This window comes from Pseudomonas sp. C7.1, assembly GCF_056312395.1.
The window spans coordinates 4101730-4128677 of the sequence record NZ_JBWDTL010000003.1; the positions used below are offsets into that span (position 1 = coordinate 4101730).

General features: G+C 62.1%; 19 protein-coding genes, 2 pseudogenes and 1 CRISPR repeat array. Of the genes and pseudogenes, 8 read left to right on the forward strand and 13 right to left on the reverse strand.

Annotation, left to right across the window (positions count from 1 at the left end):
* The first annotated feature begins 24 nt into the window (after nt 1–24).
* The gene (locus AC0T4W_RS22670) at nt 25–1260 is read left to right on the forward strand and encodes a hypothetical protein (RefSeq protein WP_476323080.1); all 1236 of its coding nucleotides are present in this window, start codon (nt 25–27) and stop codon (nt 1258–1260) included.
* A gap of 29 nt (nt 1261–1289) precedes the next feature.
* Here AC0T4W_RS22670 and AC0T4W_RS22675 read toward each other — a convergent pair whose 3' ends face one another.
* The 5 genes and pseudogenes from AC0T4W_RS22675 to AC0T4W_RS22695 form a co-directional block, all read right to left on the reverse strand.
* Nucleotides 1290–1775, reverse strand: coding sequence for an acyl-CoA thioesterase (locus AC0T4W_RS22675; protein ID WP_476323083.1), 486 nt, complete (start codon nt 1773–1775; stop codon nt 1290–1292).
* Between the two features lie 60 nt (nt 1776–1835).
* Complete coding sequence (locus AC0T4W_RS22680) at nt 1836–2567, reverse strand: substrate-binding periplasmic protein (protein WP_476323086.1); 732 nt, start codon at nt 2565–2567, stop codon at nt 1836–1838.
* A gap of 55 nt (nt 2568–2622) precedes the next feature.
* A pseudogene (locus AC0T4W_RS22685) lies at nt 2623–2772 on the reverse strand (glutamine synthetase family protein); the annotation flags it as partial.
* 213 nt (nt 2773–2985) lie between these two features.
* Nucleotides 2986–3248: pseudogene (locus AC0T4W_RS22690) on the reverse strand (aspartate aminotransferase family protein); the annotation flags it as partial.
* A 3-nt stretch (nt 3249–3251) separates the two neighbouring features.
* On the reverse strand, nt 3252–3662 hold the full coding sequence (locus tag AC0T4W_RS22695; protein ID WP_476323089.1) for an SMI1/KNR4 family protein: 411 nt from the start codon (nt 3660–3662) through the stop codon (nt 3252–3254).
* A 134-nt stretch (nt 3663–3796) separates the two neighbouring features.
* On the opposite strand from AC0T4W_RS22695, the gene AC0T4W_RS22700 reads away from it, so the two are divergent.
* Nucleotides 3797–4390, forward strand: coding sequence for a hypothetical protein (locus AC0T4W_RS22700; protein WP_476323092.1), 594 nt, complete (start codon nt 3797–3799; stop codon nt 4388–4390).
* Nucleotides 4391–4393: 3 nt separating this feature from the next.
* On the opposite strand, the gene AC0T4W_RS22705 is transcribed toward AC0T4W_RS22700, so the two are convergent.
* The 5 genes from AC0T4W_RS22705 to uvrD form a co-directional block, all read right to left on the reverse strand.
* Complete coding sequence (locus tag AC0T4W_RS22705; RefSeq protein WP_476323095.1) at nt 4394–4762, reverse strand: VOC family protein; 369 nt, start codon at nt 4760–4762, stop codon at nt 4394–4396.
* A gap of 138 nt (nt 4763–4900) precedes the next feature.
* On the reverse strand, nt 4901–5746 hold the full coding sequence (locus AC0T4W_RS22710; protein WP_476323098.1) for a Tim44 domain-containing protein: 846 nt from the start codon (nt 5744–5746) through the stop codon (nt 4901–4903).
* A gap of 238 nt (nt 5747–5984) precedes the next feature.
* Nucleotides 5985–6563 carry a TetR/AcrR family transcriptional regulator gene (locus AC0T4W_RS22715; protein ID WP_476323101.1) on the reverse strand — a complete coding sequence of 193 codons (579 nt, stop codon included), beginning with the start codon at nt 6561–6563 and terminating at the stop codon, nt 5985–5987.
* 103 nt (nt 6564–6666) lie between these two features.
* The gene (locus tag AC0T4W_RS22720; protein ID WP_476323103.1) at nt 6667–7758 is read right to left on the reverse strand and encodes a TRAP transporter substrate-binding protein; all 1092 of its coding nucleotides are present in this window, start codon (nt 7756–7758) and stop codon (nt 6667–6669) included.
* Nucleotides 7759–7976: 218 nt separating this feature from the next.
* Nucleotides 7977–10181, reverse strand: a complete 2205-nt coding sequence (uvrD, locus tag AC0T4W_RS22725) for a DNA helicase II (protein WP_476323106.1) — start codon at nt 10179–10181, stop codon at nt 7977–7979.
* Between the two features lie 222 nt (nt 10182–10403).
* Here uvrD and AC0T4W_RS22730 point away from each other — a divergent pair, with 222 nt between their 5' ends.
* Nucleotides 10404–13286, forward strand: coding sequence for an EAL domain-containing protein (locus AC0T4W_RS22730; protein WP_476323109.1), 2883 nt, complete (start codon nt 10404–10406; stop codon nt 13284–13286).
* Nucleotides 13287–13360: 74 nt separating this feature from the next.
* Nucleotides 13361–14629: an MFS transporter gene (locus tag AC0T4W_RS22735; protein WP_476323112.1), complete on the forward strand. Its 1269-nt coding sequence runs from the start codon at nt 13361–13363 to the stop codon at nt 14627–14629.
* A gap of 418 nt (nt 14630–15047) precedes the next feature.
* Here the strand turns inward: AC0T4W_RS22735 and AC0T4W_RS22740 are convergent, their stop codons facing one another.
* Nucleotides 15048–16403: an IS1182 family transposase gene (locus AC0T4W_RS22740; RefSeq protein WP_476317714.1), complete on the reverse strand. Its 1356-nt coding sequence runs from the start codon at nt 16401–16403 to the stop codon at nt 15048–15050.
* A gap of 83 nt (nt 16404–16486) precedes the next feature.
* Between AC0T4W_RS22740 and AC0T4W_RS22745 the strand changes: the two genes are divergently transcribed.
* The gene (locus AC0T4W_RS22745; protein ID WP_476323115.1) at nt 16487–17074 is read left to right on the forward strand and encodes a hypothetical protein; all 588 of its coding nucleotides are present in this window, start codon (nt 16487–16489) and stop codon (nt 17072–17074) included.
* Here AC0T4W_RS22745 and zwf read toward each other — a convergent pair whose 3' ends face one another.
* A complete protein-coding gene (zwf, locus tag AC0T4W_RS22750; RefSeq protein ID WP_476323117.1) occupies nt 17075–18562 on the reverse strand; it encodes a glucose-6-phosphate dehydrogenase in 1488 nt (495 codons plus the stop codon).
* Nucleotides 18563–18685: 123 nt separating this feature from the next.
* On the opposite strand from zwf, the gene hexR reads away from it, so the two are divergent.
* Complete coding sequence (hexR, locus tag AC0T4W_RS22755) at nt 18686–19552, forward strand: transcriptional regulator HexR (RefSeq protein ID WP_090377877.1); 867 nt, start codon at nt 18686–18688, stop codon at nt 19550–19552.
* 84 nt (nt 19553–19636) lie between these two features.
* On the opposite strand, the gene AC0T4W_RS22760 is transcribed toward hexR, so the two are convergent.
* Nucleotides 19637–20284, reverse strand: a complete 648-nt coding sequence (locus tag AC0T4W_RS22760) for an HAD family hydrolase (protein ID WP_476323121.1) — start codon at nt 20282–20284, stop codon at nt 19637–19639.
* A 220-nt stretch (nt 20285–20504) separates the two neighbouring features.
* A CRISPR array of direct repeats spans nt 20505–22394; the repeat unit is 28 nt; unit sequence TTTCTGAGCTGCCTATTCGGCAGTGAAG.
* A 202-nt stretch (nt 22395–22596) separates the two neighbouring features.
* Between AC0T4W_RS22760 and cas1f the strand changes: the two genes are divergently transcribed.
* The gene (gene cas1f, locus AC0T4W_RS22765) at nt 22597–23562 is read left to right on the forward strand and encodes a type I-F CRISPR-associated endonuclease Cas1f (RefSeq protein WP_476323124.1); all 966 of its coding nucleotides are present in this window, start codon (nt 22597–22599) and stop codon (nt 23560–23562) included.
* Nucleotides 23559–26909 carry a type I-F CRISPR-associated helicase Cas3f gene (gene cas3f / locus AC0T4W_RS22770; protein WP_476323126.1) on the forward strand — a complete coding sequence of 1117 codons (3351 nt, stop codon included), beginning with the start codon at nt 23559–23561 and terminating at the stop codon, nt 26907–26909. The genes cas1f and cas3f overlap by 4 nt, the downstream gene beginning before the upstream one ends.
* The last annotated feature ends 39 nt before the right edge of the window (nt 26910–26948 follow it).

The following is a 26948-nucleotide window of genomic DNA, read 5'->3' on the forward strand; positions in this document are numbered from 1 at the left end:
TGTTCGTGGACCAGGACGCTGCATATGAATAAGTGGGCTGTTTCGGCGCTGGCGGGCCTGACGTTGTTGGCTACCGCAGGCTGGTTGTGGTCGCGCGATGAGGCGTTGAGCCCAGAGGCCAAGGCTTGGCTTGAACAGGCTGCTGGCGATGCGGGCGACAGCCCTGGCTACTACCAGCTTATGGGGATGGATGCGCCGGCTGGTCGTGACCCGCAGGTTGAGGGTCGCGAGCGTGTGGCGCTCTATCACCAGCGCTTGCTTAGTCGAGAGCCGCAAGCCCAGGCAGATATATCGCCACTGGCGATGCCGGGAGATGCGTTGTGCGTGCTTGGTGCGCAGGGCTGTTTGCAAGGGTTGAGGCAGGAGCCTACACAACGGCAAGCGCTGCTCAGCCAGCACCGCGAACTGCTGCAGCGCTATCAGCAGCTGTTGGTGCTTGATGCGCCGCAGACCTTGGCACGGCTTGGTCTGGATGAGCCCATCGCCAACTATGCTGCGGTGCTGTGGGGTAATCGATTGCGTGCTTTACAGGCGTTGCAACTGGCTGAAGAGGGCCAGGGTGACGGTGCCTTGGCGTTGCTTCAGGGGGATGTTCGGCAACTGCGGGCGTGGTTAGCAAATGCCGATAACTTGATCATGAAAATGGTCAGCTTGACGCTCATCGCGCAGAACCTGGATGCGCTAGCTGTGTTGTATCAGGCCGGCTTGATTCCCCTGCCGGCTATCCAACAGCCCCTCAATAGTGAGGAACGCTCCTTGCTGCGTGCCATGCAACGTGAGTTCGCGATGGTCGCCACAGGCTTTACGGCGCTTATCCAGCAAGCGCACCTCAAGGAGGAGTTCGGTGTCAGTGGCTGGCGCCTGCGTTGGATGTACAAGCCGCAGATGAGTATCAATGACAGCTGGCCTGCTTATGCACATGTGGCCAGCCAGTCGCTGTTGTCGGCACAGGCGTTCGGTGGGGCCCGGAGTGAAGCGCCGCCTGTTGCTTCGACCTGGCGCCGCTGGCGCAACCCAGTGGGGAGTATTTTGCGTGCAGTGGCTATCCCGGATTTTCGGCGCTATCAGGCCCGCTTGCATGATCTGGATGCCAAGGTTGTACTGTTTAACCGCCTGGGCAGGCCTGAGCAGGCGCTGGCCAATCCCTACCAGCCGAACGAGCAACCCGTCTGGGATGCTGAGCGCCAGCTGATGTGCTTTAACGGCCCTCTGCCGGACGCCAAGGCGATTCGTTGCTTACCGACCAGTCAGGCATTTTGAGACAGTGTCGCCGCTTAGTGACGGTGGGCTTATTCAACGACTGAGTTCAGGGCCTGGTAGCGTTGTTGCAGTTCGTGACGAATCTGCCGGCGCTGCAGGGCCTGACGTTGGCGGCGCTCGGCATCGGCGGTGATCGGCTCAAGAGTTGGGACCGGCACTGGTTTGCCCTGTTCATCCACCGCAACCATGGTGAAGAAGCAGCTATTGGTGTGCCGCACGGAGCGCTCACGGATGTTTTCGGTGATCACTTTGATGCCCACTTCCATCGAGGTGCGCCCACAGTAATTGATCGAGGCGAGGAAGGTCACCAGTTCGCCGACATGGACGGGCTTGAGAAATACCACTTGGTCCACCGACAGGGTTACTACATAACTGCCGGCATAGCGGCTGGCGCAGGCGTAGGCGACTTCGTCGAGGTATTTGAGCAGGGTACCGCCATGTACATTGCCGGAGAAGTTGGCCATATCCGGGGTCATCAGTACGGTCATCGACAGCTGGGCGTTTCCGGGTTCCATAACAGGCTCTGTGCAGGGATTTGCCCAACCTTAACAGCTGGCGCTGGCTGTTGGCTGCGTTTAAGGCAGGTTGAACTGCTGGCGCAGCTGGTTTAGCTGTGCAGCGTCCTCAAGCAGAAAGCGGTCAAAGCGCTTGATCAGTTCGGGGTGTTTGTAGCTGCTCAAGTGGAAGCTGGTATTGACCTGCGGCAGCTGCGGGTCGAGCTGCACCTGCGCGGCGTCGAGGCCCAGTTGGCGCAGGTGGTGCTGCACCACCTGCGGGTTGGCGTAGATGGCATCCAGACGGTTGCGTTCGAGCATGCGGATCAGGCTCTGAATATCCTGAACTTCCACCAGCTCGACACCGTTTTTGGCCAGGACGGGTTGCCAGGCTTCGGCGGTAAAGCCGCGGACGATGCCCAGGCGTTTGACCGCAGTTAGGCCTTGGCCGCGCCGCGCAGGGTGGACCAGGGTGGCGTCGACAATTTGCACCACCGGTTGGCTGTAATACAGCGCCTGGCCGTCGCGGGCTTTACGTGCCCAGGCCGGATTGTCGGGGAATAACAGGTCGAGGTTTTGCTCACCGAGCAAATTGCGGTACAGGCGGTTGACCGGTTGCGGGCGCAGTTCCAGCTGAAGGCCTTCGCGCTTGGCAAAGGCTTGCAGCAGGGCGATGCAGTAGCCATCGAAGCCTTGGCCTTCTACTGCGCTGTAGTACGGGTAGTAGTCGTGACTTTCCAGGCCCACGCGCAGCGGCTCGGCCGTTGCGAGTGCGCTGTACAGCCAGCAGGCCAGGATAATGCAGAAGCGCATGGGCCACTCCAGGGTGTGCAGATTGTCTACAGCTTAGCCGCTACATACCGCGCCGTCAGGCGTGAGTCAGGTACCAGCGCCAATCCTGCTCGCCGACCTCGCCCATAAACTGGCGGATCTCGGCACACTTGATTGCCAGGAACACCTTGAGGAAGTCCTCGCCCAGCGCCTGTTTGGCCCAGGCCGAGTTTTCCAGGGCGCGTAGCCGTTGGCGTCGATCAGCATCAGCTCAATGCTGCGCACCTGCGGGTGAGCGTCTAGAAAGTCGCGGGCTTCCTGGGGGTTGGCAAATTGCATGGTCGGATGCCTGGGTAGGATGGGTTGAGCGTAGCGATACCCATGCGGTGAAGGCTGATGGGTATCGCGGGCTCAACCCATCCTACGGTTCGCTGTGCTTTTACTCGCGTGCACCAGGGATGGCCAGCAGCTCGCCGCAGACCACCGCGTCTTCACCCGGCAGCATGGTGGTCAGGCCGTTATTGCCCTGCTCGGCAATGGCTTTGGCGATCGGGTCCGGTGAGTGGCCGAACATTGTGCCGGGGTCGACCAGTCAGCCATCCAGTGCATCGGCACGCCGCCGTACAGCAAGTTACGCACGCGCTCGGCCAAGGCAACCGGCTTGGGGTTGCGCGCGATAAAACGTTCACGCTCGCGGCTGGCGAAGGTTGCTGCGCCGGGCAGGTGTTAGCTTTCCAGCCAGACGTCGCGCACCCAATGCCAGACTGATTCCCAGGTTTCGTCTTCGTTGACTTCGCCGGTTTCCGCTTCCCACAGCAGCACGGTGCCGTCCTCTTCCACCACGTAGTAGTTGCCGTGGTCTTCGCACAGCGGCACGAACTCGCGCGGCACGCCCAGGGACCAGGCGGTGGCGGCGACTTCCGGCAGGTAGGTGTGCGATTGCGGATCGCTGGCGGTAACCGGCTCCAGGCGGCCGTAAACCACATCGCTGGCCTGCAGCAGGTATTCACGCAGGGCGAAGGGCAGGTGGATCAGAATCTGCTCCTGAATCTCTACCAGGGTCTCTTCTTCCGGCAACTCCAGCGGGACGGGCACCGGCTCGTTGAGTTCGCGCAACTGTTCGATGACTTCTTCCACGGTGTCTGCCTCATTTATTACGGGGTATACGGGAGCGTCTTATACCTTAGACGGGTCTAAGCAAAAAGCTGGCACAGTGCTATTGTGCAGCTGAACAGTGCGTCAATTTTTGATCGCCATAAACTGGTTGAGTCATGAAAAGTCAAACGCAAGAGTCCGAAGGCGTTGCACTCAGCGAGGAAGAGCGGCTGCAGTTGCTGACCACTGCCGGTAAGCGTAACCGCCTGTTTATCCTGGCGCTGGCCGGGGTGCTGGGTTGCCTGATGCTGGCCTCGGTTGGGATGAATATGTACAGCGCGTTCAGTGCTGGTGATGACTCGCGTATTCAGGCCCTGGAAAAGCAGATCCTGCGGCTTGAGCAGCAACTGGCGGTGCAGCAGACCGCGTTGAGCAATCAGGAGGAGCTACTGGCCAGCCAACAGGCGTCGAAGCTGACCGGCCTGTTCGAGCGTGCGGAGAATCCCGACAGCATCGCCGAAGTGAGCAAGGTGTTGCAGGCCCAGGAGCGCGATTATCAACAGGTAATGCAGGGCCTGAAGGCCGGCATGCGCGACCTGGCCAATATGCTGCCGGGTTCGCGCAGCTGGCTGGCGCATTACGAGGAGGCGATTGATCGGGCCCAGCTCAACAGTCGTCAGCGCAGTGAGGATATTCAGGCCTGGGGCGACAAGGCCCAGCAGCCTACCCCGGCGGCCAAGCCGCCGGGTACGAGCGTCGATCCGGGCTAGCGGTTAGCCCATGTGGAAGAAAGCCAGTTTATTGCCGTCCAGGTCACGGAAATAGCCGCCATAGAAGCCCGGTATGCGTTCTCCCGGCGCGCCTTCGTCGCTTGCTCCCAACGCGATGGCTTTGGCGTAGAGCTTGTCCACACCCTCGCGTGATCCGCCGAGCAGCGCGATCATCTGACCGTTACCTGGCGTTGGTGCTTGTTTGTCATGGGGAATACAGATGGCAAACATCGGCTGTCCATTGGCGATGCCATAGAAGGCGATGCGGCCCATATCCATGACGACCTGGGCGCCCATTTCAGCCAGCAAAGGGGTGTAGAAGGCCTTGGCTTTTTCCATATCAGTGGTGCCAACCGTGGTGTATCCGATCATTGTTCAGTCCTCGTGGGGGATTTTTAGGCAGTTTTCAGCTTGCACCAAGAGTGTATCGGGTGCTGGCGCATACGTTTGCTGGATGATAGACAAAGAAAACCCGGGGCAAGCCCCGGGTTCTCTTTGTCGCAGCAGGTGTTAGCCGTTCTGGCGGATACCGGCAACCAGCCATGGCTGGTTGTCACCAGCAGCACGCTCCAGGCGCCAGCTTTCGCTGAACACTTCGCCCTGGTCGAAGCGCGAAGTCTTGGCCACGCCGGTGAAGGTCAGGGTGGCGACGGTCTTGTCGCTGAGGTCATCGACGCCATCCAGCGCTACATCGAGGTTGTCGACGTAGGTGGACTGGAAGCCATCACCCAGGTCGGCACGCTCGCGGCTGAGGAACTCCAGCAACTGCGGGGTAACGAACTCGGCAATCTTGTCCATCTCGTTGGCATCCCAGTGCTGTTGCAGACTGAGGAAGTGCTCACGACCGGCGTTGATAAAGCTCTGCTCGTTGAACCAGGCCGGGGCGTTTATCACCGGCTTGATCACGGCTGCGGCGCTGCTGCCACCGAAGATCGAGGCTGGAGCCGCTGGCATTTCACGCTGCATCGGCGCGCCGTTGGCAGTGGCCGGGTTGGCTTGCTGACGACGGGCGGCGAGGAAACGGAACAGCAGGAAGGCGATCAGGCCGAAGATCAGCATGTCCATGATTTGCAGGCCTTCGAAGCCGTCACCCATAAACATCGAGGCCAGCAGACCACCTGCGGCCAGGCCGGCCAATGGGCCCAGCCAGCGCGAGGCACCGCTGGCAGCAGCGGGTTGACGACCGGCGGCAGCCGGGGCAGCGGACTGCTGGGCCGGTGCCTGGCGAGCCTGGTGGCTTGGCGCGGAACCGAAGGATTTGCCGCCGCCCAGTCGCTTGGCTTCGGCGTCGAAACTCATGGTGGTCAGTCCCAGGCTGAGGAACATGGCCAGGGCAATGCTAAGGAAACGCTGCATGTTTGGCTGTCTCTTGGTTATTGGATCTACGCGCGGCATCTTGCCCGCCATGATCGCCGCTGGCTAGCCATAGAATGTTTCCGGCTTTTGCTTTTGGCCGTATCTGCATTGGCTCAGCGTGTAGGTTGGGTTGAGGAGCGAAGCGACGAAGCCCAACGGGGCGATGGCATACGCACCGTCGAAGTCAGATCGGACAGCTTCGCTGCGCTCAACGCCAACCTGCCTGCCCGGAGATGGGCTAGCGGCGCAGCAGTACCAGCAAGGGCCCGCAGCGTAATTGCCGGCGCAGCAGGGCGCGGAAGTCGGCGGGGTCTTGTTCGGGGTGGCGCAGCCAGTGGACAAAGCAGCGTAGGTAGACGCCGGTCAGCAGGCTTTCCTCTACGATACGCCGCAGGTGCAGGGTTTGCCGCTGCGCCGCCTCGCGCCACCACTGCACGGTGCGGCTGATGCGCAGCAGGCCGCCAAGCTGCAGGTGGATATGCCCAGGTTCCAGCTTGTACAGCAGCATCTGCCCGCTGACTGCGCGGTGTGCTGCCAGGCTGTCGAGCCAGGCGATCAGCAGCTCTTCCAGACGTTTGGCCGGCTCCAGCGTCAGCAGGTCGGCGCCAGAGCCGCGCACCAGCAGTGCCTGGTCGGCACGGTCGAACCAGGCCTCGACCAGTTGATCCTTCTCGCGGTAATGCACGGCAATGGCGTCCAGGCCCACGCCGAGGTCGGTGGCTACATCGAACAGATGCAGACGCTCCCAGCCGCAGGCATCGGCCAGTTGCAGGGCGCTATCGAGTATTTGTGCTGCGGAGACAGTTGCGCGCTTCATCGGCTCACCTCGCCAAGCAGTATGGGCGGCGAGTGCAGGTGGGCCTGCCTGAAACGACAAACGGAACCCGAAGGTTCCGTTTGCCTGTGCGTTTGGCGGGTGCTTAGCGCCAGTTGTACAGCTCTTTCTCCGACAGCTGGTGCATCTGGCTGACCTGAGCCTGGAAGGCCTGCATCGAGGCCCAGATGCGGCCGTTCAGCTCGCTCTGGGCGGCCAGCTCGCCGAGGACCACTTCGGATTCGCGCTGCATGGCGGCCAGCACTTCGTCGGGGAAGCGCTTGAGCAGGGTGCCTTGTTGCTTGAGTTCATCCAGAGCCATGGCGTTGTGGTAGACGTAGTCATCGAGCATGTCCTGGCTGGCGGCGCGGGCGGCTTCGCTAAGGATCGCCTGCAGATCGGCCGGCAGGCTGTCGAGGGCTTTCTGGTTGACCAGCAGCTCCAGCACCGCCTGTGGTTCCTGCCAGCCTGGGTAGTAGTAGAACTTGGCCGCCTTGTGCAGGCCGAAGGCCAGGTCGTTGTAGGGGCTGACCCAGTCGGTGGCGTCGATGGCGTTGGTCTGCAGGGCGGTAAACACTTCGCCGCCGGGCAGGTTGACGGTGGTCGCGCCGAGCTTGCTCAGCACTTCACCACCCAGGCCCGGCATGCGGATCTTCAGGCCCTTGAGGTCATCCAGCGAGTTGATTTCCTTGTTGTACCAGCCGCCCATCTGCATGCCGGTATTGCCCACTACCATGGGTTTTACGCCGTAGGGGGTATAGGCCTCGTCCCACAAGGCCTGGCCGCCGCCCTTGCTTAGCCAGGCATTCATTTCGCTGGTGGACAGACCGAACGGCACGGCGGTGAAGAACTGCGCCGCCGGCACCTTGCCCTTCCAGTAATAGGCCGCGCCATGACCCAGCTCGGCGGTGCCGCGCGACACTGCGTCGAACACCTCCAGTGGCGGCACCAGCTCGCCGCCGGCATACACCTTGATGGTCAGGCGGCCGTTGCTCATGGTGGCGACGCGTTCGGCCAGACGTTCGGCGGCGGTGCCCAAACCGGGGTAGTTCTTTGGCCAGGCGGTGACCATCTTCCAGTGAAAGCTTTCTACGGAAGGCGTAGCAGCTGCCTGCGGCGCGGCAGGTTCTTCCTTGCACCCGGCCAGGCCGAGGGCGGCGACCAGGGCGCTGGCAAGCAACAGAGGGCGGCGGATCATTGAGGCTCCTTGTTATTTGAATAGACGATCAGTCACGGTGGGCACCTTGTAGGAGCGGCCCATGGCCGCGACAGCAGGCATCCGGAAAAGCATCGCGGGCATGGCCCGCTCCTACGTGCGGTGTACAACGGTCCCGTCCCGTAGCCCGGATGCAATCCGGGGCAATCCTTGAACGGGTCCCCGGATTGCGCTGCGTTTATCCGAGCTACGGTTTGTTGTTAAAGCGCTTCTAGCTTGGCATAGCTCAACATCAGCCACTTGCTGCCTTCGCTCTCGAAATTCACCTGCACTCGCGCCTGTGCGCCGCTGCCCTCGAAGTTGAGGATGGTACCTTCGCCAAACAGCGAATGCTGCACGCGCTGACCGAGGTTGAAGCCGGTGTCCGGCACGGCGCTGCCGGCGAACATGCTGTCGCCGCTCATGCTATTGCTGCCCATATTGCGGCTGACCGCGCCGAACGGCCGGCTGACGCTGTTGCTCAGGCGCACTTCCTGGATCAGCTGCGGCGGAATCTCGCGGACGAAGCGCGACACCTTGTTGTAGGTCTCTGTGCCGTATAGGCGACGGGTCTCGGCGTAGGTGATCACCAGCTTGCGCATGGCGCGGGTGATGCCGACATAGGCCAGGCGGCGTTCTTCTTCCAGGCGACCGGGCTCTTCCAGGCTCATTTTGTGCGGGAACAGGCCTTCTTCCATGCCCACCAGAAACACCTGGGGGAACTCCAGGCCCTTGGCACTGTGCAGGGTCATCAGCTGCACGCTGTCTTCGTTTTCCGCTGCCTGGGTGTCGCCGGCCTCCAGCGAGGCGTGGCTGAGGAAGGCTTGCAGCGGGCTCAGCTCATCGTCTTCGTTGTTCTCGAAGGAGCGCGCAGCGCTGACCAGTTCCTCAAGGTTTTCGATGCGCGCCTGGGCTTTTTCGCCTTTCTCGGCTTTGTGGTAGGCGATCAGGCCGCTCTGCTCAATCACCGTCTGGGTCATCAGGTGCAGCGGCATGCTCAGCACTTTGGCGGCGAGGTTGTTGATCAGCTCGATAAAGCCGGCCAGTGCCCCCGAGGCACGGGCTGGCAGGGTTTTGGCGGTGACCATCAGGTGGATCGCGCCCCACATTGATACCTCGTGGGCACGGGCGTACTCGCGGATCGCCTCAATGCTCTTCTCGCCGATGCCGCGCGCCGGCACGTTGATTACCCGCTCCAGCGCGGCATCGTTGCCACGGCCATCGAGCAGGCGCAAATAGGCCATGGCGTTCTTGATTTCCGCGCGTTCGAAGAAGCGCTGGCCGCCGTAGATGCGGTAGGGAATCTTCTCGCGTAGCAGGGCTTCTTCCAGTACCCGCGACTGGGCATTGGAGCGGTAGAGGATGGCGATTTCGCTGCGCTTGAGGCCGTCCTTGCGCAGGGCGTCCTCGATAGTTTCAACCACATAGCGTGCTTCGTCGTGTTCGTTGAACGCGGCGTACAGATTGATCGGCTCGCCGTCGCCGTCTTCGGTCCAAAGCTCCTTGCCCAGGCGGCCCTGGTTATTGGCGATCAGCGCGTTGGCGGCCTTGAGGATGCCGGCGGTGGAGCGGTAATTCTGCTCCAGGCGGATTACTTCAGCGTCGCTAAAGTCGTCGGAGAACTGCTGGATATTCTCGATCTTCGCCCCGCGCCAGCCGTAGATCGACTGGTCGTCGTCGCCCACCACCATCATGCTGTCGCCGCCCTTGGCGAGCAGGCGCAGCCAGGCGTACTGCACGGCGTTAGTGTCCTGAAACTCGTCCACCAGAATATGCCGGAAGCGCCGCTGGTAATGCTCCAGCAACCCCGGTTTGTCACGCCACAAGTCGAGGGCGCGCAGCAGCAGCTCGGAGAAGTCGATGACCCCGGCACGGGCGCAGGCCGCTTCATAGCCTTCGTAGATCTTTAGCATGGTGGCGAGAAACAGGTCGCCGCCGGGCTGGATATTCTTCGGCCGCAGGCCTTCGTCTTTCTGCCCGTTGATAAACCACTGCGCCTGCTTCGGCGGCCAGCGCTGTTCATCCAGGCCGAGGTCGCGGATCACCCGTTTGACGATGCGCTGCTGGTCGTCGGAATCGAGAATCTGGAAGTTCTCGGCCAGGCCGGCTTCCTGCCAGTGCGCACGCAGCAGGCGATGGGCCAGTCCGTGAAAGGTGCCCACCCACATGCCGGCCGGGCTTTGCCCAAGCATCTGCTCGATGCGGTGGCGCATCTCGGCGGCAGCCTTGTTGGTGAAGGTTACCGACAGAATGCTGTGCGGCGAGGCATTCTCGATCTGGATCAACCAGGCGATACGGTGCACCAGCACGCGGGTTTTACCGGAGCCAGCACCGGCCAGCACCAGTTGGCGGCCCACGCGCGCGGCGACGGCCTGGCGTTGGGCATCATTAAGAGAAGCAATCAGGAGTTCGGGGTCATTTTGCATCGCGGCATTCTAGGGGGCTGCGCCAGGCAGGGCAAACCAGGCCGTCGTGCGGGTTGTATTGGACGACCGGCGAGTCAGCTCGGCGGGCGCAGATGGGCCGTGCCCGCACTCACTGAAAGTTAGGTATTTGTACTGTGAATTAGCGCACATCTGGCTTGGGCGAAGCGTCTAGCTCGGGTATGCTGCGCCGACGTTTAGGCAACCACTATAAGAAAATCGCCTATGACCGCATCGACTCCATATGCTGGCACCAATGGCTTCAAGCCGACTTCCGGGCGGGAAGTGGCTCAGTTGTTTGCTACCGATATTGCCGCCGAACGCACCCGCATGCTTTATCAGGGCTCGCAGGTGCCAACCCTGTTTATGCTGCTGAGCGGCGTGGTGTGTGCCTTCCTGTTATGGGGCGCGCTGCCTCCGATGCTGCTGGTCAGCTGGTCGGTCTGGCTGGTAATTCTTGCCGTGCTGCGCCTGGTGCAGGTGCGCGCCTTCAACAATGCCTTACCCAGTCGTCAGGCCGAACGCCATTGGCGTCGCCTGTTTCTATTCGGCGCGGGCGCTTGCGGGCTGACCCTGGCGTTTGCCGCCATCGCCCTGGTGCCGGCCGATGTGTTCTACCTGCAAGCCCTGGTCTACGGCTTGATTGCTGCGGCGATCCTCTCCGCCAGCGTGGCCTATGCCATCAGTTTTACCGCCTTCCTCAGTTTTGCCTTGCCCTGCCTGTTGCCTGCAGTGGCCTACCTGCTGCTCAGCGATAACCCGCTGCAGCGCGGCTGGGGCCTGCTCGGCAGCATTCTGCTGCTGGCCCTGCTGGTGGTGGCCTGGCAGGTCAATCGGTTGGTGCAGCGCAGCCTACTGCAGCGTTTTCACAACCAGGCGCTGATCAGCAATCTGGAGCACGCCAAGCTGCAGGCCGAAGGGCTCAACGGTGAGCTGGCCCATGAAGTGGAACAGCGTCGCCGTGCCGAGCGCGAGCTGCGCGTGGCCCATGGTGAGCTGGAAATGCGCGTGGTCGAGCGCACCCTGGCGCTGGATGAAACCACCTGCGCCCTGAGCAAGAGCCGCGCACGCCTGACCCTGGCCATCGAGGCCAGTGAGCTTGGCCTGTGGGATTGGGACCTGCAGAGCGATGAAGTGCACCACTTGCGGCTCAAGGAAATCTTCGGCCTGGAACCCCATGAAGTGCAGGTGATGCTGCGCGACCTCAAGCCGCGCCTGCACCCGGATGATCTGCCGGTGCTGCGCCGCGCGCTGGTCGAGCATATGAAAGGGCGCAGCGACGACTATCAGGTCGAGTACCGCATCAAGCATGCCCAGGGGCACTGGGTGTGGATCGAAGACCGTGGTCGCGCGGTTGAGCGTGATGCCGATGGCCGCGTGTTGCGCATGCTCGGTACGCGCCGCGATATCAGCGCGCGCAAGGTGCAGGAACAACAGCAACAGCTGGCTGCCACGGTGTTCGAGGCCGCCAGTGAAGGCATCGTGATTCTCGACCCGGACTACCGCTTGCTGTCGGTCAACCAGGCCTTCAGCGATGTCACCGGTTATCGCCAGGATGAAGTGGTCGGTAAAAGCGTGATCAGCCTGATCAGCAGTGGCGACAGCCGCCGACAGTATCAGATGATCCGCCTGGAGCTGGAAAACAGCGGCACCTGGCGTGGCGAGCTGATCGAAACACGCAAGAACGGCGAGCTGTATCCGCAGTGGCTGCAACTCAATGTGGTGCGTGATGCGCGGGGCAGTGTCAGCCATATTGTTGGCTTCTTCGCCGACCTGTCGTCGCGGCGCGAGGCCGAAGAGCGCCTGCGCTACCTGTCGCACTATGACGAGCTGACTGGCCTGGCTAACCGCAGCCTGTTCAAGGCGCGTCTGCATGAGGCCAGCCAGCGCGCGCGGCAGGGCGGGCGCAGCATTGCCCTGCTGCATGTCGACCTGGACCGCTTCAAGTTACTCAATGACAGCCTCGGCCATGAAGTGGCCGATCAATTGCTGCGTCAGGTCAGCCGCCGCCTGACCCAGGCCGTGCCGGAAGCGGACACCCTGGCGCGCGTGTCCGGCGACGAGTTCGCCATCCTGCTCGACTCTTACGGTAGCCTCTCCAGCCTGGCGCGTTTGTCCAGCCGCTTACTCAGCAAGCTGCGCGTGCCAATGACCGTGGGCGGCCACGAGCTGGTGGTCAGCGCCTCTCTGGGCATCAGTCTGTTGCCGGACAACGCCAGGGAGATTTCCGCCCTGGTCAGCCAGGCCAATATGGCCATGCAGCATGCTAAGCACCTGGGCGGCAACACCTTCCAGTTCTTCACCGATAACCTGCAGGCCTGCACCCTGGAGCGCCTGCAGCTGGAAAACCAGCTGCGCAAGGGCATCAACGAAGGCCAGTTGGAAGTGTTCTATCAGCCCAAGCTGTGCCTTGCCTCCGACAGTCTCAACGCCGCCGAGGCGCTGGTGCGCTGGCAGCACCCGGAACTGGGCCTGGTGCCGCCGAGCGACTTTATCGGCCTGGCCGAAGAAACCGGGCTGATCGGCGCCATTGGCGAGTTCGTCTTGCGCCAGGCCTGCCTGCAGGCGCGGGCGTGGCAGGCTCAAGGGCTGGCGCAGATCCGCGTGTCGGTGAACCTCTCGGTGCATCAGCTGCGCCAGGGCAACCTGCTCAGCCTGGTGCGCCAGGTGCTGGATGAAACCGGCCTAGAGGCGCAATACCTTGAGCTGGAGCTGACCGAAAGCCAGCTGCTGGATAATGTCGAGAGCGTGATCAGCACCTTCCGGCAACTGCGTGAGCTGGGGGTCAAACTGGCCATCGACGACTTCGGCACCGGTTATTCCTCACTCAGCTACCTCAAGCGTTTCCCGGTGGATTACGTAAAGATCGACCAGACCTTTATCCGCGATCTCACCCCCGGCAGCGAAGACGCCGCGATCACCCGCGCGATCATCGCCATGGCCCACAGTCTGGAACTCAAGGTGGTCGCCGAGGGTGTGGAAACCCAGGCGCAGATGGACTTTCTCAAGAGCCAGCGCTGCGACGAGCTTCAGGGTTACCTGATCAGCAAGCCGGTGCCAGCCGAACAGTTCGCCCAGCTGCTGCGCGAGCAGGCCAGCAAGTTCTAATTGCCGGGCTGGCGGCTTGTCTGCCGCCAGCCTGGCCGCTACTGTCGCGCTTTCGCTGATTTGCAGGATGCTCTATGCAGCCCACTTCTTCCGCCCCTGCTGCTCGCCCGGCCAATACCACGTTGATCCTGCTGGCCTCGCTGTATTGCGCCCAGGGCTTGCCGTCTGGCTTGCTGGCGCATTCGTTGCCGGTGTTGCTGCGTCAGCACGGCGTTGATCTGGCGTTGATCGGCCTGCTCAAGTTGTTGGCCTTGCCCTGGCTGCTCAAGGTGCTCTGGGCGCCGTGGGTGGATCGGTTGGCATCGCCGCGCCTGGGCCATCATCGTGGCTGGATTCTGCCGTTGCAGTTGGGTGTTATCGCGGTGATTGCGAGCCTGGCGCTGATGAGCCCTGAGCGGCTGTTTGACAGTCACTTTCTGCTGCTAATCGGCCTGTTACTGCTGGTCAATCTGGCAGCCTCGACTCAGGACATTGCCACTGACGGCCTGGCTGTGCGCCTGTTACCAGAGCGCTGGCGTGGGCTAGGCAACAGCCTGCAGGTGGGCGGTTACAAGGTCGGCATGCTGGTCAGCGGTAGTGGTTTGCTGCTGGCCATGGATGCGTTGGGCTGGCACCTGAGTCTGGCGCTGGTGGCGGTGCTGCTGGTGCTGATGACCGTGCCGATCTGGCGCTTTAACGAGCGCCGCGAGCTACCGTTTCAGCCGGCGCAGGTGGAGCCGGCCGGGCCTGGGCTGCTGCTGCGGCATTACCGTGGCCTGCTGCTGCAGCCCGGCATGCTGTTCTGGTTGGCGGTGTTGCTGAGCTTCAAGCTGGGCGATGCCCTGGGTTCGCCGATGATCAAACCGATGCTGGTGGACCAGGGCTGGAGCAATGCCGAGCTGGGCCAGTTGACCCTGATCAGCAGCCTAGCCGGGATCGCCGGAGCTGTTCTCGGCGGCCTGCTGTATGCGCGTATCGGCGCGTTGCGCGCGCTGTTGCTGTTCGGTCTGTTGCAGGCTTGCGGGATTGCCGCCATGGCGCTGTTGGTAAATGCCAGCGGCAGCACCGGCCTGGTTTATGGGGTGGCGTTGTTTGAGCAGACCGCTGATGGCATGTCCACGGTGGCGCTGTTCGCGGTGATGATGCGCCAGTGCCGGCCCGAGCACGAGGGCGCGGACTTCACCCTGCAGGCCAGTGTGCAACTGCTACTGGCCGGGCTGGTCGGCGCCACCAGTGGCTGGCTGGCCGAGCAGTTGGGCTTTGCCACTCTGTTTATCAGCGCCGGTGTGTTGGGGCTGTTGGCGCTGCCCATCGTGCTGCTGTACTTCTGGCGCGGCGCCCGGCCGGTATCCAGCGCGGGATAAATCGCCGGCTTTAGTCGCCACGCAGTAAAGCCGTGGTGTTTCCTCTATTCCCATATGCGCCGGGCGCTGCCTGCCCGGCATGCGCGCAACCGGATCAAAGATGGCTGCCTTTGTGCTGCGCGCGGGCAATCCTGCGGGCCTGTCCGGATTGAATAGAGGTGCGTATGCGCAAACCTGCGAGCCTGAGTGTCGGCCTGCGCCTGCTGTTGGCGTCCCAGGCCATGGCCCCGTTAAGCGTCAAGCTGGGGCTAGGAGCCTGTCGGACTTAACCCGAAAAGGAATGACAGCGCGGGTTTAGGTCTTTGATTGCTCGGGGTCGTTCTTTCTAAGCATCCGAGTTGACTATCGCGAACCCAGGCGGTCCGTTCGTGCACCTGAGCAGCTGCCTGGACGCGGGTGGGCGTACTTTTCGGCCGCGTTACATCGCGCGTAGCACATGCAAACGCTTGATGTTCCAGGCCATGGTCACCAGGCTCCATTCGCCCTGGGCGTTGGCCAGGCCGCGCATGCTCATCTGCCGCCAGCCCATCACTCGCTTGATGATGCCAAACACCGGTTCGACCGTCTGTTTGCGTAGCCTGTACAGCGCTCGACCTTCTTGCGTGCTCAGTCGGTGAGCCATCTGTTCGACTGGGTTACTCGTCTGTGGTAGCGGCGAGTCGGTGGCAAAGCGCTCCAGTACCGGGGTGTGGTGCGACTCGCGTTTGAGCGCCAGAAGCGGTTCGACCTTGGCTTCGTGGCAGGCGCTCACGTTGGCCTGGCTGAAGAAGCCGCTGTCCGCAATCAGGCTTTTCACCTCGCCTAATTCGGCGGGCAAGGTGGCTATGCGCTGTAGCGTGGGAACCACTTCGCGCTTGTCGTTGCAGGCCTGGGTTACATGCTGTGTGACCACCAGCATCGTCTCGGTGTCGACCCCGGCTTGAGCGTTATAGCTCTGCTCGAAGCCGCCACCGGAGACGGGCATGATGCGTGACTCTTCATCGGTCAGATTGACTTGATCGCTGTCTTTGGGGCCCGCTGCGGGCGGTTCTGGATCCTTGCCGCGTGGTTTCTTTCCAGCCTTGCGCTGGGCCTCACGCTTGGCCGTCTTGGTCTCGAATTGCTGTTGCTCAATGGCGTGTCGCTCAGCTGCACGTTGCTCGATCTTCGCTTTGGCCTGGGCTATCGCGCTGAGCCGATCTTCGCGCCGGGCAATCTCCGCCGGCACATCCATGCCATCGGGTACGGCGGCGCAGTCGCTGTTCTCGGCCAGCGCCAGCAACTGCTGGACCTCCTGGCGTAACTGCGCCTCGATCTTGTTGGCGTGCGCCCAGGACAAGGCCTTGTGCTTACTGGCGTTGGCCTCGATCTTGGTGCCGTCGAGAGCGATATGACCGAGCTTGAGCAGCTTCATCTCGCGCGCCAGCATCAGCACCTGGACGAACAGCGATTCAACCTGCTGCCGGAAACGTCGACGGAACGTGGCCAAGGTGTCGTGATCGGGGTGGGTGTTGGCCGCCAGATAACGGAACGCTACCGAGTCATAGGTCGCGCGTTCGATCTTGCGGCTGGAGTGCACGCCATTGGCGTAGCCGTATATCAGCAGCCCCAGGAGTACGGCCGGATGGTGGGCAGCTGAACCCCGCCCCGCATACTGCCCAGTCAGCTCGCTCAAATCGAGTTGCTCGATGACCTCGACCACGAACCGCGCCAAGTGATCCGCCGGCAACCACTCGTTCACCGAAGGCGGTAGTAAATACGCAGTGTCTCGGTCAGCAAGGACAAAACGGCTCATCAGCGGGGCTCTCGATTGCAGGGCCTTGATTGTCGCGAATACTTTCAGCGCAAGGAAGAGTCAGAAAGTCCGACAGGCTCCTAGTGCAGCAACTGGGGGCCGAGAAAGCCGCGCTGCTGGCGCCGCATATGCCGCCTGGGCAATTGCGTGAGCTGATTATGGTCATGCCGATTGAATTTGCTGCGGCGGTGACCACCCACCTCGACCCGCAGCTGATCCTCGATACTTACCTGAGCCTGCCGGACAGCCTGCACCTGGAAGTGGCGCGCCAGCTCTGCGCCGATGGCGCCTTTGCCACGGCGGCGCTGTATGCCGAGTGCCTGTCGGCCAAGCAGATCAAGGTGCTGATCTACGGCATCAACGATGTCGACCATGTGCTGCAGATAGCCAGGCATATCGTCGATATGCCGCTGATCAGCGAGAGCTTGCGCAGCTTCTCCACGGGCTACTTGTGCAAACTCACTGAAGCGGCGGTGGTGGATCGCAATCTGCCGGTGGCCGCTCAGGTTCTGGGCGGCTTGTCACTGGCGCGGCAGGCGGATGTATGTGCCGGACTGCAACCGGTGACGCTGCGCAAGCTGTTGCCGCTGCTATTGCTGATCAGCGGTGAGCGCTTGCGCAAGCAGCTACCGGAGGCCGTGCTGCAGGTGTTTGAGCAGCAATTGGCCTAGCTATTCCATCCACCGCCGTTCGTGGCGCTCCAGCAGGTTGCTGGCCTGCTCCGGGCCGTCGCTGCCGGCGGGGTAGGGGCGCGGGCTCTGGTAGTGCTGATGCCAGCCCTTGATGATCGGGTCGACCCAGTTCCACGCCGCCTCCACTTCGTCGCGACGCATAAAGAGCGTCGAGTCGCCTTCGATCACGTCGAGCAGCAGGCGTTCGTAGGCATCCCAGCGGCGCTGTTTGTGGAAGGCGTCGGCCAGGTTGAGGTCGAGTTCCACCGGTTGCAGGTGCATGCCCTTGCCTGGGCTCTTGCTCATCAGTTGCAGGCTGATGCGTTCCTCCGGCTGTAGGCGGATCAGCAGGCGATTGGCCTCGCCGCCGCCAAACAGCTGGTGCGGCACGGGCTTGAACTGAATGAGGATTTCCGACGTCTTGTGCCCCAGGCGTTTGCCGGTGCGCAGGTAGAACGGCACGCCGGCCCAGCGCCAGTTGTCGATCTCGGCCTGCACGGCGACAAAGGTTTCGGTATCGCTGTCGTTGTCGACGTTCTTCTCGAAGTAGTAGGCGGGCACTTCCTGGCCGCCGATCTTGCCGGCGGTGTACTGGCCGCGCACGGTCTTGTCCTGCACATCAAGGCCGGTGATGGGCTTCAATGCCTCAAGGATTTTCACCTTCTCGTTGCGCACCGCCTCGGCGTCGAAACGCACCGGCGCCTCCATGGCCACCAGACAGAGCAGCTGCAGTAGGTGGTTCTGGATCATGTCGCGCATGGCGCCGGCTTTTTCGTAGTAGGCACCACGGTTTTCCACGCCGAGGGTTTCGCACACGCTGATCTGCACGTGGTCGATATGCCCGGCGCGCCAGATCGGCTCGAACAGCGCGTTGGCAAAACGCAGCGCCATCAGGTTCTGCACCGTCTCCTTGCCGAGGTAATGGTCGATGCGGAACACCCGTGACTCATCGAACACCGCGCCGATTGCGGCGTTGATCGCCTGCGCCGATTGCAGCGAATGGCCAATCGGCTTTTCCAGCACGATGCGCGCCTTGGGGCCTGCCAGGCTGGCAACCTTCAGGTGCGAGGCGATGTCTTCAAACAGATCCGGTGCGGTGGCCAGGTAGTAGATGCGCACCCGCTCAGGGTCTTGCCCCAGGCGCTTGCCTAGGCGGCCGAAGTCGGCGCTTTGGCTGGCGTCCATGGCGAAGTAATCGAGGCGCGCGGCAAAGCTGGCCCAGTTGTCATTATCAAAGTCGTTACGCGCCACCTGTGCACGGCAATGGCGTTCGGCCAGGGCCTGAAAGGCGCTGCGGCTATGGGCGCTGCGCGCCAGGGCGAGAATGTGCGTGTCGCGATGCAGGCGACCGGCACGGTGCAGATGATAGAGCGCTGGCAGCAGTTTATGCAGGGCCAGGTCGCCGGTGCCGCCAAACACCAGCATGTCGCAGGGAATGCTCAAGGTGGGAACTCCGACTCGGTTTAGCAGTGCGGGGGCGGCGACCATGTAGTATAACTACAAGACCACTACAACCCATCGTGCGCCGATCATAACCGAGTCATGACTCAGATGCGGCGTGCTTGATGGGCTGCTTGATGAAATCGTTAGCCACATGCCGAGTCTAAACCTGTGAACCTGTTGCAGCACATTGCCCAGTCGCGTCATCTACTCCGCAAATCGGAACTCAAGGTCGCCGACCATGTTCTGCTCGATCCTGCTTCCGTCATGCACAGCTCCATGGCAGAACTGGCGCACAGCGTCGGCATCAGTGAGCCGACCATCGTGCGTTTCTGTCGGGCGATTGGTTGCACCGGCTTTCAGGACCTCAAGCTCAAACTGGCGCAGAGTCTGGCCGCTGGCGCCAGCTTCGGCCAGTTCGCGATTCATGAAGACGATTCGGTGGCGGACTTCAGCCTGAAGATTTTCGACACCACCCTGCACACCCTGATCGAGGTGCGTGAAAAGCTCGACACCCAGGCGCTGCAGCAGGCCATCGCCGCCATCGCCAATGCCCAGCGCGTAGAGTTCTACGGCTTTGGTGCGTCCGGCGCGGTGGCGGCGGATGCCCAGCACAAGTTCTTCCGCTTGCTGCTGACTGCGGCGGCCTATTCCGACCCGCATATGCAGGCGATGAGTGCGGTGACGTTGAAGCCCACCGACGTGGCGATCTGCATCTCCCAGTCCGGGCGCTCCAAGGATTTATTGATCACCGCCAACCTGGTGCGGGAAACCGGCGCGACACTGATCACCCTGTGCCCAAGCCAGACGCCGCTGGCTGATCTGGCCACCGTCAACCTGGCCATCGACGTGCAGGAAGACACCGAAATCTACACTCCGCTGACCTCGCGCATCGCCCACCTGGTGGTCATCGACGTGCTCGCCATGGGTGTGGCCATGGCCCGTGGCCCTGGCCTGGTAAACCACCTCAAAAGCGTCAAGCGCAGTCTGCGCAGCCTGCGCCTGTCGCCAAAGGCGCATAAGAGCAGCGAAGACTGAAACATCTATAGAGCGGGCGACAGGGGTTTTGAAGCGGCGGGTGTCAACTCATTAGCGGGTTGACGGTTAACACCCATCGACGATTTAGCCTACAAACGCCTGGTGCAACTCGGCCAGGCTATGGAAGTGATAGGTCGGCGCCTCGGCCTGCAATTCGGCAAAACTGCCAAAGCCATAACCCACCGCTGCTGCATCCAGGCCATTGCGCCTGGCGCCGATCAGGTCGTGCTTGCGATCACCGATCATCAACGTGTTCTCCAGCGGTAGTTTCTCCTGTTCCAGCAGATGGGCGATCAGCTCGACCTTGTCGGTGCGCGTGCCGTCCAGCTCGCTGCCGTAAATCACCTTGAAATGCCGGGCAAAGCCAAAGTGCCGGGCAATCTGCTCGGCAAACACCGTAGGCTTGCTGGTGGCGATATACAGCGTGCGCTGCTGGTTCTGCAGCAGCTGCAGCAGTTCGTTCACGCCGGCAAACAGCTGGTTCTCATACAACCCCACCTCGCGAAAACGCTCACGGTAGTGGTTCACCGCCTGCCAGGCCGTGGCCTCGTCGAACTGATACGTCCGCATAAAGCACTGCAACAGCGGCGGGCCGATAAAATGCTCCAGCGCCTGCAGATCAGACTCATCGATGCCCAGCTTGGCCAGCGCATACTGCACCGAACGGGTGATCCCCTCACGCGGGTCGGTCAGGGTGCCATCGAGGTCAAACAGCAGATGGGTGTAATGCATGGGGCAGGTCCAAGCTCGCAACGAAAGACGCAAGGATAATACCTGGCCTGGCTCTTGTGGGCCGCCGAGCATGCCGTGATGCCTTCTCCACTGGCCTTAACAACCCCCAGCAACAACGCCCAACCCGTAGGAGCTCGCTTGCGGGCCATGTTCTTTGTCGCGGGGAATGATCGCCGGCAAGCCGGCTCCTACGAAAAGCAGCGCCGCTCGACGGCAACGTTTTCTGAGCTGCCTATTCGGCAGTGAAGGGCGTGACGCTGGAAACGCGCAACGGCACCCATTTCTGAGCTGCCTATTCGGCAGTGAAGGGCACGCGGATAATGCGCCCGCGGGCGTGATATTTCTGAGCTGCCTATTCGGCAGTGAAGGAGGACTTCTACGCCCTGTACAACCTTCCCAATTTCTGAGCTGCCTATTCGGCAGTGAAGCCCGAAACCGCGCCCAAGGATCGAATGATCCTTTTCTGAGCTGCCTATTCGGCAGTGAAGCCAGCAGTGCCCAGCCAGTAGTGGGCGCCAACTTTCTGAGCTGCCTATTCGGCAGTGAAGGACGTGCGTCAGACCAATCGCGTGGTGATCGATTTCTGAGCTGCCTATTCGGCAGTGAAGACCCATGATGTCCAGATAATCAACGCCTTCTTTTTCTGAGCTGCCTATTCGGCAGTGAAGCGCCAGTGACATAACCAGTTCACCCAGGGCATTTTCTGAGCTGCCTATTCGGCAGTGAAGCCTTCGCCGCCCTTGACGCAACCGATGCAATTTTTCTGAGCTGCCTATTCGGCAGTGAAGTTGAAGGTGGTTTCGCCTGTGTCCATCAGCTTTTTCTGAGCTGCCTATTCGGCAGTGAAGGCCGCATCATTTTGGCACTGATCTTTTTTACTTTTCTGAGCTGCCTATTCGGCAGTGAAGATCTGCATGCCAGTTACACAGGCATCGTTGGATTTCTGAGCTGCCTATTCGGCAGTGAAGCCTCCTTGAACTGGTACGCCAGGCCGATCTCCTTTCTGAGCTGCCTATTCGGCAGTGAAGACCGGCCCAGCGCCGAACATCATGCGCATCGATTTCTGAGCTGCCTATTCGGCAGTGAAGCTGGCATTGCTCGCGATTTGGGGCCTCTTGAATTTCTGAGCTGCCTATTCGGCAGTGAAGGACATGCTGTTCCGCGTCATGGCTTTGGAACATTTCTGAGCTGCCTATTCGGCAGTGAAGCTAGGTCCACGCGCGGCGACCCCACATCTATTTTTCTGAGCTGCCTATTCGGCAGTGAAGCCGCTGATCATTCGTGATCGCGTTGAGCACATTTTCTGAGCTGCCTATTCGGCAGTGAAGGGTGTCCACTCGCCGTTGAGGTCCGTGAGCATTTTCTGAGCTGCCTATTCGGCAGTGAAGCACTAGCGCGTATTCGGTGGCGTCTGGTACGTTTTCTGAGCTGCCTATTCGGCAGTGAAGTCAACGGCCAGCGTATCGGCTTCGGCTGGGCTTTTCTGAGCTGCCTATTCGGCAGTGAAGTTGCTGATGAGGCCGAACTCGCCGACGTTGTAGTTTCTGAGCTGCCTATTCGGCAGTGAAGGAACAAACCCGACAGCCTGCGCGCCCACCTGCTTTTCTGAGCTGCCTATTCGGCAGTGAAGAAGCACACCAAACGCAGGGCGGCGGCGATATATTTCTGAGCTGCCTATTCGGCAGTGAAGGCCTTGCTGATTCACGATGGTCGTGACGTTCTTTTCTGAGCTGCCTATTCGGCAGTGAAGCTGGTTGCGCTTGAAGCGCAGGCCCGAATCAATTTCTGAGCTGCCTATTCGGCAGTGAAGCGCTGGACGTGGAACTAGAAGGGATCGCGTATTTTCTGAGCTGCCTATTCGGCAGTGAAGTACCAGGAAGCATGCCGCAACGCTCACCCATCTTTCTGAGCTGCCTATTCGGCAGTGAAGGGGCAGAAAGAGATTGTGCTGCCCGTGCGTGTTTTCTGAGCTGCCTATTCGGCAGTGAAGAACAAACCCGACAGCCTGCGCGCCCACCTGCTTTTCTGAGCTGCCTATTCGGCAGTGAAGCTGCTGGTACTGGCCCCAGGCGAGCAGGCCGATTTCTGAGCTGCCTATTCGGCAGTGAAGTACAGAGCTTATCCCGCAATCCCCCGCGCCCGCTAGGGTTCGTCAGTTTTTGGCTGGAAAACCCTCTTTTTGCAGGCCAAGCCAAGTTATTGATTTACAAGGGTTCGCTTAGCGGCTGTAAAAAAGGGTCTGGCGCGGGCGCGTTTCATTTTCTTGGTAGGGCGACCAGAATAAGAGCTGGACCCTTACCCAGAGCCTACTCATGGACGACATCAGCGCCGGCGACCTCAAGACCATCCTGCATTCCAAGCGCGCCAATATCTATTACCTGCAGCACTGCCGCGTGCTGGTCAATGGCGGGCGGGTCGAGTATGTGACCGATGCCGGCAAGCAGTCGCTGTACTGGAATATCCCCATCGCCAACACCACCACCATCCTGCTCGGCACCGGCACCTCGGTAACCCAGGCGGCGATGCGTGAGTTGGCCAAGGCCGGCGTGCTCGTCGGCTTTTGCGGCGGCGGGGGTACGCCATTGTTCTCGGCCAATGAGGTGGATATCGAGGTCGCCTGGTTCTCGCCGCAAAGCGAGTATCGGCCCACCGAGTACCTGCAGCACTGGGTGCGTTTCTGGTTCGACGACAGCCTGCGCCTGGCGGCGGCCAAGGCCTTCCAGTGCGCGCGTTTGCAGCGCATCCGCCAGGGCTGGCAGAGCCGGGTGCTGCGCGATGCCGGCTTTACTATCGACGCCGCCGAGCTGGAGCGCGCCCTGGATGCCTCACTGATCGCCATCAAGGCCGCGCAGGACAACACCTTTCTGCTGACCGAAGAAGCCCGCCTGAGCAAGCGCCTGTTCGCCCTTGCCGCGCGGGCCTCGGGCTATGGTGACTTCATCCGCGCCAAGGGCGGCAGTGGCAGTGACCCGGCCAACCGCTTTCTCGATCACGGCAACTACCTGGCTTATGGCCTGGGTGCTACCGCCACCTGGGTGCTGGGTATTCCCCACGGCCTGGCGGTGCTGCACGGCAAGACCCGGCGCGGCGGTTTGGTCTTCGACGTGGCCGACCTGATCAAGGACGCGACCATCCTGCCGCAAGCCTTTATCAGTGCCGTGCGCGGCGATGAGGAGCAGGAGTTTCGCCAGGCCTGCATCGAGAACCTGACCCGCAGCGAGTCCCTGGATTTTATGATCGACACGCTCAAGGCCGTGGCCGAGCAGACCGGCCAATGAACATCCTGCTGATCGCCCAGTGCGACAAACGCGCCCTCGTGGAAAGCCGGCGCATCCTCGACCAGTTCGCCGAGCGCCGTGGCGAGCGCACCTGGCAAACGCCGATCACCCAGGCCGGCCTCGACACCTTGCGCAAACTGCTGAAGAAAACCGCCCGGCGCAACACTGCGGTGGCCTGCCACTGGATTCGCGGTAAGGACCACAGCGAGCTGCTGTGGATAGTCGGCGATGCCAGCCGCTTCAATGTGCAGGGCGCGGTGCCGACCAACAGCACCCAGCGCGACGTGCTGCGCAAGAGCGATGAAAACGACTGGCACAGCGCCGAGGATATCCGCCTGCTCAGCACCCTGGCGGCGCTGCTGCACGACCTGGGCAAGGCCAGCCTGGCGTTCCAGAACCGCCTCAAGCCCGGCGCGCCGATGGAACGCAACCTGTACCGCCACGAATGGACCTCGCTGCGTTTGTTCCAGGCCTTTGTCGGCACGGACGACGACCCCACCTGGCTGGCGCGCCTGGCCAACCCCAGCGAGGCCGATCACGCCAGCTGGCTCAGCCGCCTGCAACGCGACGGCCTCGACCCCGGCTGCGACAAACCCTTCCAGCGCCTACCGCCATTGGCCGCCGCCCTGGCCTGGCTGGTGCTCACCCATCACCGACTGCCCGTGATGCCCGGCGAAGATGTTCGCCTGGGCGGCAAAATCGGCAACTTCCAGCTCGGCATGCTCAAGAACGTACCCGGCGATATCGATGCCGCCTGGAATGAGCAGTGCAGCACTCAAGACAAAGCGCTGATCGAGCCTTACTGGCAGTTCCCCCACGGCCTGCCGGTGACCACCGAACGTTGGCGCAAACGCGCCAGCAAACAGGCCGAACGCCTGCTGGCCCTGCTGCCGCGCCGCGCCCAGGCCGACTGGCTCGGCAGCCCTTACCTGATGCACCTGGCGCGCCTGAGCCTGATGCTTGCCGACCACTATTACTCCAGCCTCACCGGTGCCGGCCGGCTGCAGGGCGAGGCTAACTACCCGCTGTGGGCCAACACCGAGCGCAAAAGCGGCAAGCCCAACCAGGGACTGGATGAACACCTGCTCGGCGTTGAGGCTAACGCCGCGCTGATCTGCCATCGCCTGGCGGATTTCGAGCGCAGCCTGCCGCGCCTGGCACGGCACAAAGGTCTGAAGAAGCGCAGCCGCGATGAGCGCTTTCGCTGGCAGGACAAAGCCTTCGACCTGGCCACCGGCATGCGCGAGCAGGCCGCCCGGCACGGCGCCTTTATCGTCAATATGGCCTCCACTGGCTGCGGCAAAACCCTGGGCAATGCGCGCATCATGTATGCCTTGAGCGATCCCGAGCGCGGCATGCGCTGCGCCTTTGCCCTGGGCCTGCGCAGCCTCACCCTGCAAACCGGGCGGGCGTTCCGTGATCGCCTGCGCCTGGGCGAGGATGACCTGGCCATCCGCGTTGGCGGCGCGGCCAGCCGCGAACTGTTCCAGCACTATCAACAGGAAGCCGAGCGCAGCGGTTCGGCCTCCAGCCAGGCGCTGTTTGATGACGACGGCCATGTGCGTTACGACGGCAACGAGGACGCCCACCCACTGCTCAACAAAGTCATCCATGAACCCCAAGTGCGTGCCCTGCTGGTCGCGCCGCTGCTGGTCTGCACCATCGACCACCTCACGCCGGCCACCGAAAGCCAGCGTGGCGGCCGGCAGATCGCGCCCATGCTGCGCCTGATGAGCAGCGACCTGGTGCTCGACGAACCGGACGACTTCGACATCGCCGATCTGCCCGCCCTGGCGCGCCTGGTGAATTGGGCCGGGCTGCTCGGCAGCCGCGTGTTGCTGTCCTCGGCCACCTTGCCGCCAGCGCTGATCCAGGGCCTGTTCGAGGCCTACCGCGCCGGGCGCATCGAGTACCAACGACATCGCGGCGAGCGCCCCGGTGAGCTGCCCGCCATCGCCTGCGCCTGGGTCGACGAACAACACCAAACCCGGTTGGACTGCAGCGACAGCGCCGCCTTCAGCACGGCCCACCACGACTTCGCCCAACGTCGCCACACCTGGCTCGGCGAGCAGGCGGTGCGCCGCCACGGCCAACTGCTGCCGCTACGCTTCGCCAGCCAACGCCCGGAGGAGATTCGCCAGGCCTTCGCCGAACAGGTGCTCGCCGCCGCCCAGCACCTGCATAGCATTCACGCCACCCTGGACCCGCACAGCGGCAAGCGGGTCAGCTTCGGCCTGGTGCGCATGGCCAATATCGAGCCGCTGTTCGATGTCGCCCTGGCGCTGTTTCATTTAGGTGCTGCCGAGGGCACGCGGATTCACCTGTGCGTGTACCACTCGCAATTTCCCCTGCTGCTGCGCTCGGCCATCGAAAGCCGGCTGGACGCCACCCTCAACCGCGAGCAGCCGGACGCGGTGTTTGCCCTGCCCGACATTCGCCAACGCCTGATGCATAGCGACGAGCCGGAGCAGCTGTTTATCGTGCTCGGCTCGCCGGTCACCGAAGTGGGCCGCGACCATGATTACGACTGGGCGCTGGTCGAGCCGTCGTCCATGCGCTCGCTGATCCAGCTCGCCGGGCGGGTACGCCGTCATCGCCCCGAGCCCTGTGCCCAGGTCAATGTGCAGGTATTCGACAGCAACCTGCGCCACGCCGAACACCGCGACCAGCCGGCATTCTGCAAACCAGGCTTCGAGGATGAACGCCCCTGGCGGTTGAACGCGCATCGTTTGGATAAGCTGCTGGAGACCGAGCAATACCAGCGCATCGACGCCCGCCCACGCATCCTCGAACGGCCCGCACCGTTGCAAGCCAAGGATAATTTGGTCGACCTGGAACACGCGCGCCTGCAGGACTGGATGCTGCACCAAGCCGCGCCCGACCCGGCCACGCTGTCCCCCCGCGAACGCCTGCGCCAAACCAGCCAGAACCGCGAACTCAACGCCCATGACGGCTGGAGCCAACCGCTGCTGCACCTTACCGCCGTCGCCCAGCAACAGCAGCCGTTCCGCCTGGACACCCTGCCGCGTGTCGACCTGGTGCTGCTACCCGACGAAGACGGCGAAGCCTACCAACTGACCCGCATCGACCCCGGCAAACGCCGCTACGAGGTGGTGTATGTGGTGATACATAAAAGCAAATATCAACGCATCGCCGACAGCGAACTGGCCGGCCCGCGCATCACGCCCTGGGGCGCCACCGACTACCTCAGCGCACTGAATGACCTGGCCGAGGAACTGGACATGCCCCTGGAGGCCTGCGCCAAACGCTTCGGCACCGTCAGCCTGCCAGACAACGACAACGGCTGGCGCTTCCACCCCGCGCTGGGGTTTGCCAAACGTAGGTGAACTGCTGTGGGCGCGACCGGATCACGAATAAATTCGCCC

What these genes read in the sequence shown, in the direction of transcription:
- AC0T4W_RS22740 (WP_476317714.1), bottom strand. Translation starts at nt 16,403, where the DNA reads ATGAGCCGTTTTGTCCTTGCTGACCGAGACACTGCGTATTTACTACCG.
- AC0T4W_RS22760 (WP_476323121.1), bottom strand. Translation starts at nt 20,284, where the DNA reads ATGCATTACACCCATCTGCTGTTTGACCTCGATGGCACCCTGACCGAC.
- AC0T4W_RS22670 (WP_476323080.1), top strand. Translation starts at nt 25, where the DNA reads ATGAATAAGTGGGCTGTTTCGGCGCTGGCGGGCCTGACGTTGTTGGCT.
- AC0T4W_RS22730 (WP_476323109.1), top strand. Translation starts at nt 10,404, where the DNA reads ATGACCGCATCGACTCCATATGCTGGCACCAATGGCTTCAAGCCGACT.
- AC0T4W_RS22675 (WP_476323083.1), bottom strand. Translation starts at nt 1,775, where the DNA reads ATGGAACCCGGAAACGCCCAGCTGTCGATGACCGTACTGATGACCCCG.
- zwf (WP_476323117.1), bottom strand. Translation starts at nt 18,562, where the DNA reads ATGGTCGCCGCCCCCGCACTGCTAAACCGAGTCGGAGTTCCCACCTTG.
- AC0T4W_RS22705 (WP_476323095.1), bottom strand. Translation starts at nt 4,762, where the DNA reads ATGATCGGATACACCACGGTTGGCACCACTGATATGGAAAAAGCCAAG.
- AC0T4W_RS22720 (WP_476323103.1), bottom strand. Translation starts at nt 7,758, where the DNA reads ATGATCCGCCGCCCTCTGTTGCTTGCCAGCGCCCTGGTCGCCGCCCTC.
- AC0T4W_RS22710 (WP_476323098.1), bottom strand. Translation starts at nt 5,746, where the DNA reads ATGCAGCGTTTCCTTAGCATTGCCCTGGCCATGTTCCTCAGCCTGGGA.
- cas1f (WP_476323124.1), top strand. Translation starts at nt 22,597, where the DNA reads ATGGACGACATCAGCGCCGGCGACCTCAAGACCATCCTGCATTCCAAG.
- cas3f (WP_476323126.1), top strand. Translation starts at nt 23,559, where the DNA reads ATGAACATCCTGCTGATCGCCCAGTGCGACAAACGCGCCCTCGTGGAA.
- AC0T4W_RS22735 (WP_476323112.1), top strand. Translation starts at nt 13,361, where the DNA reads ATGCAGCCCACTTCTTCCGCCCCTGCTGCTCGCCCGGCCAATACCACG.
- AC0T4W_RS22715 (WP_476323101.1), bottom strand. Translation starts at nt 6,563, where the DNA reads ATGAAGCGCGCAACTGTCTCCGCAGCACAAATACTCGATAGCGCCCTG.
- AC0T4W_RS22680 (WP_476323086.1), bottom strand. Translation starts at nt 2,567, where the DNA reads ATGCGCTTCTGCATTATCCTGGCCTGCTGGCTGTACAGCGCACTCGCA.
- uvrD (WP_476323106.1), bottom strand. Translation starts at nt 10,181, where the DNA reads ATGCAAAATGACCCCGAACTCCTGATTGCTTCTCTTAATGATGCCCAA.
- AC0T4W_RS22700 (WP_476323092.1), top strand. Translation starts at nt 3,797, where the DNA reads ATGAAAAGTCAAACGCAAGAGTCCGAAGGCGTTGCACTCAGCGAGGAA.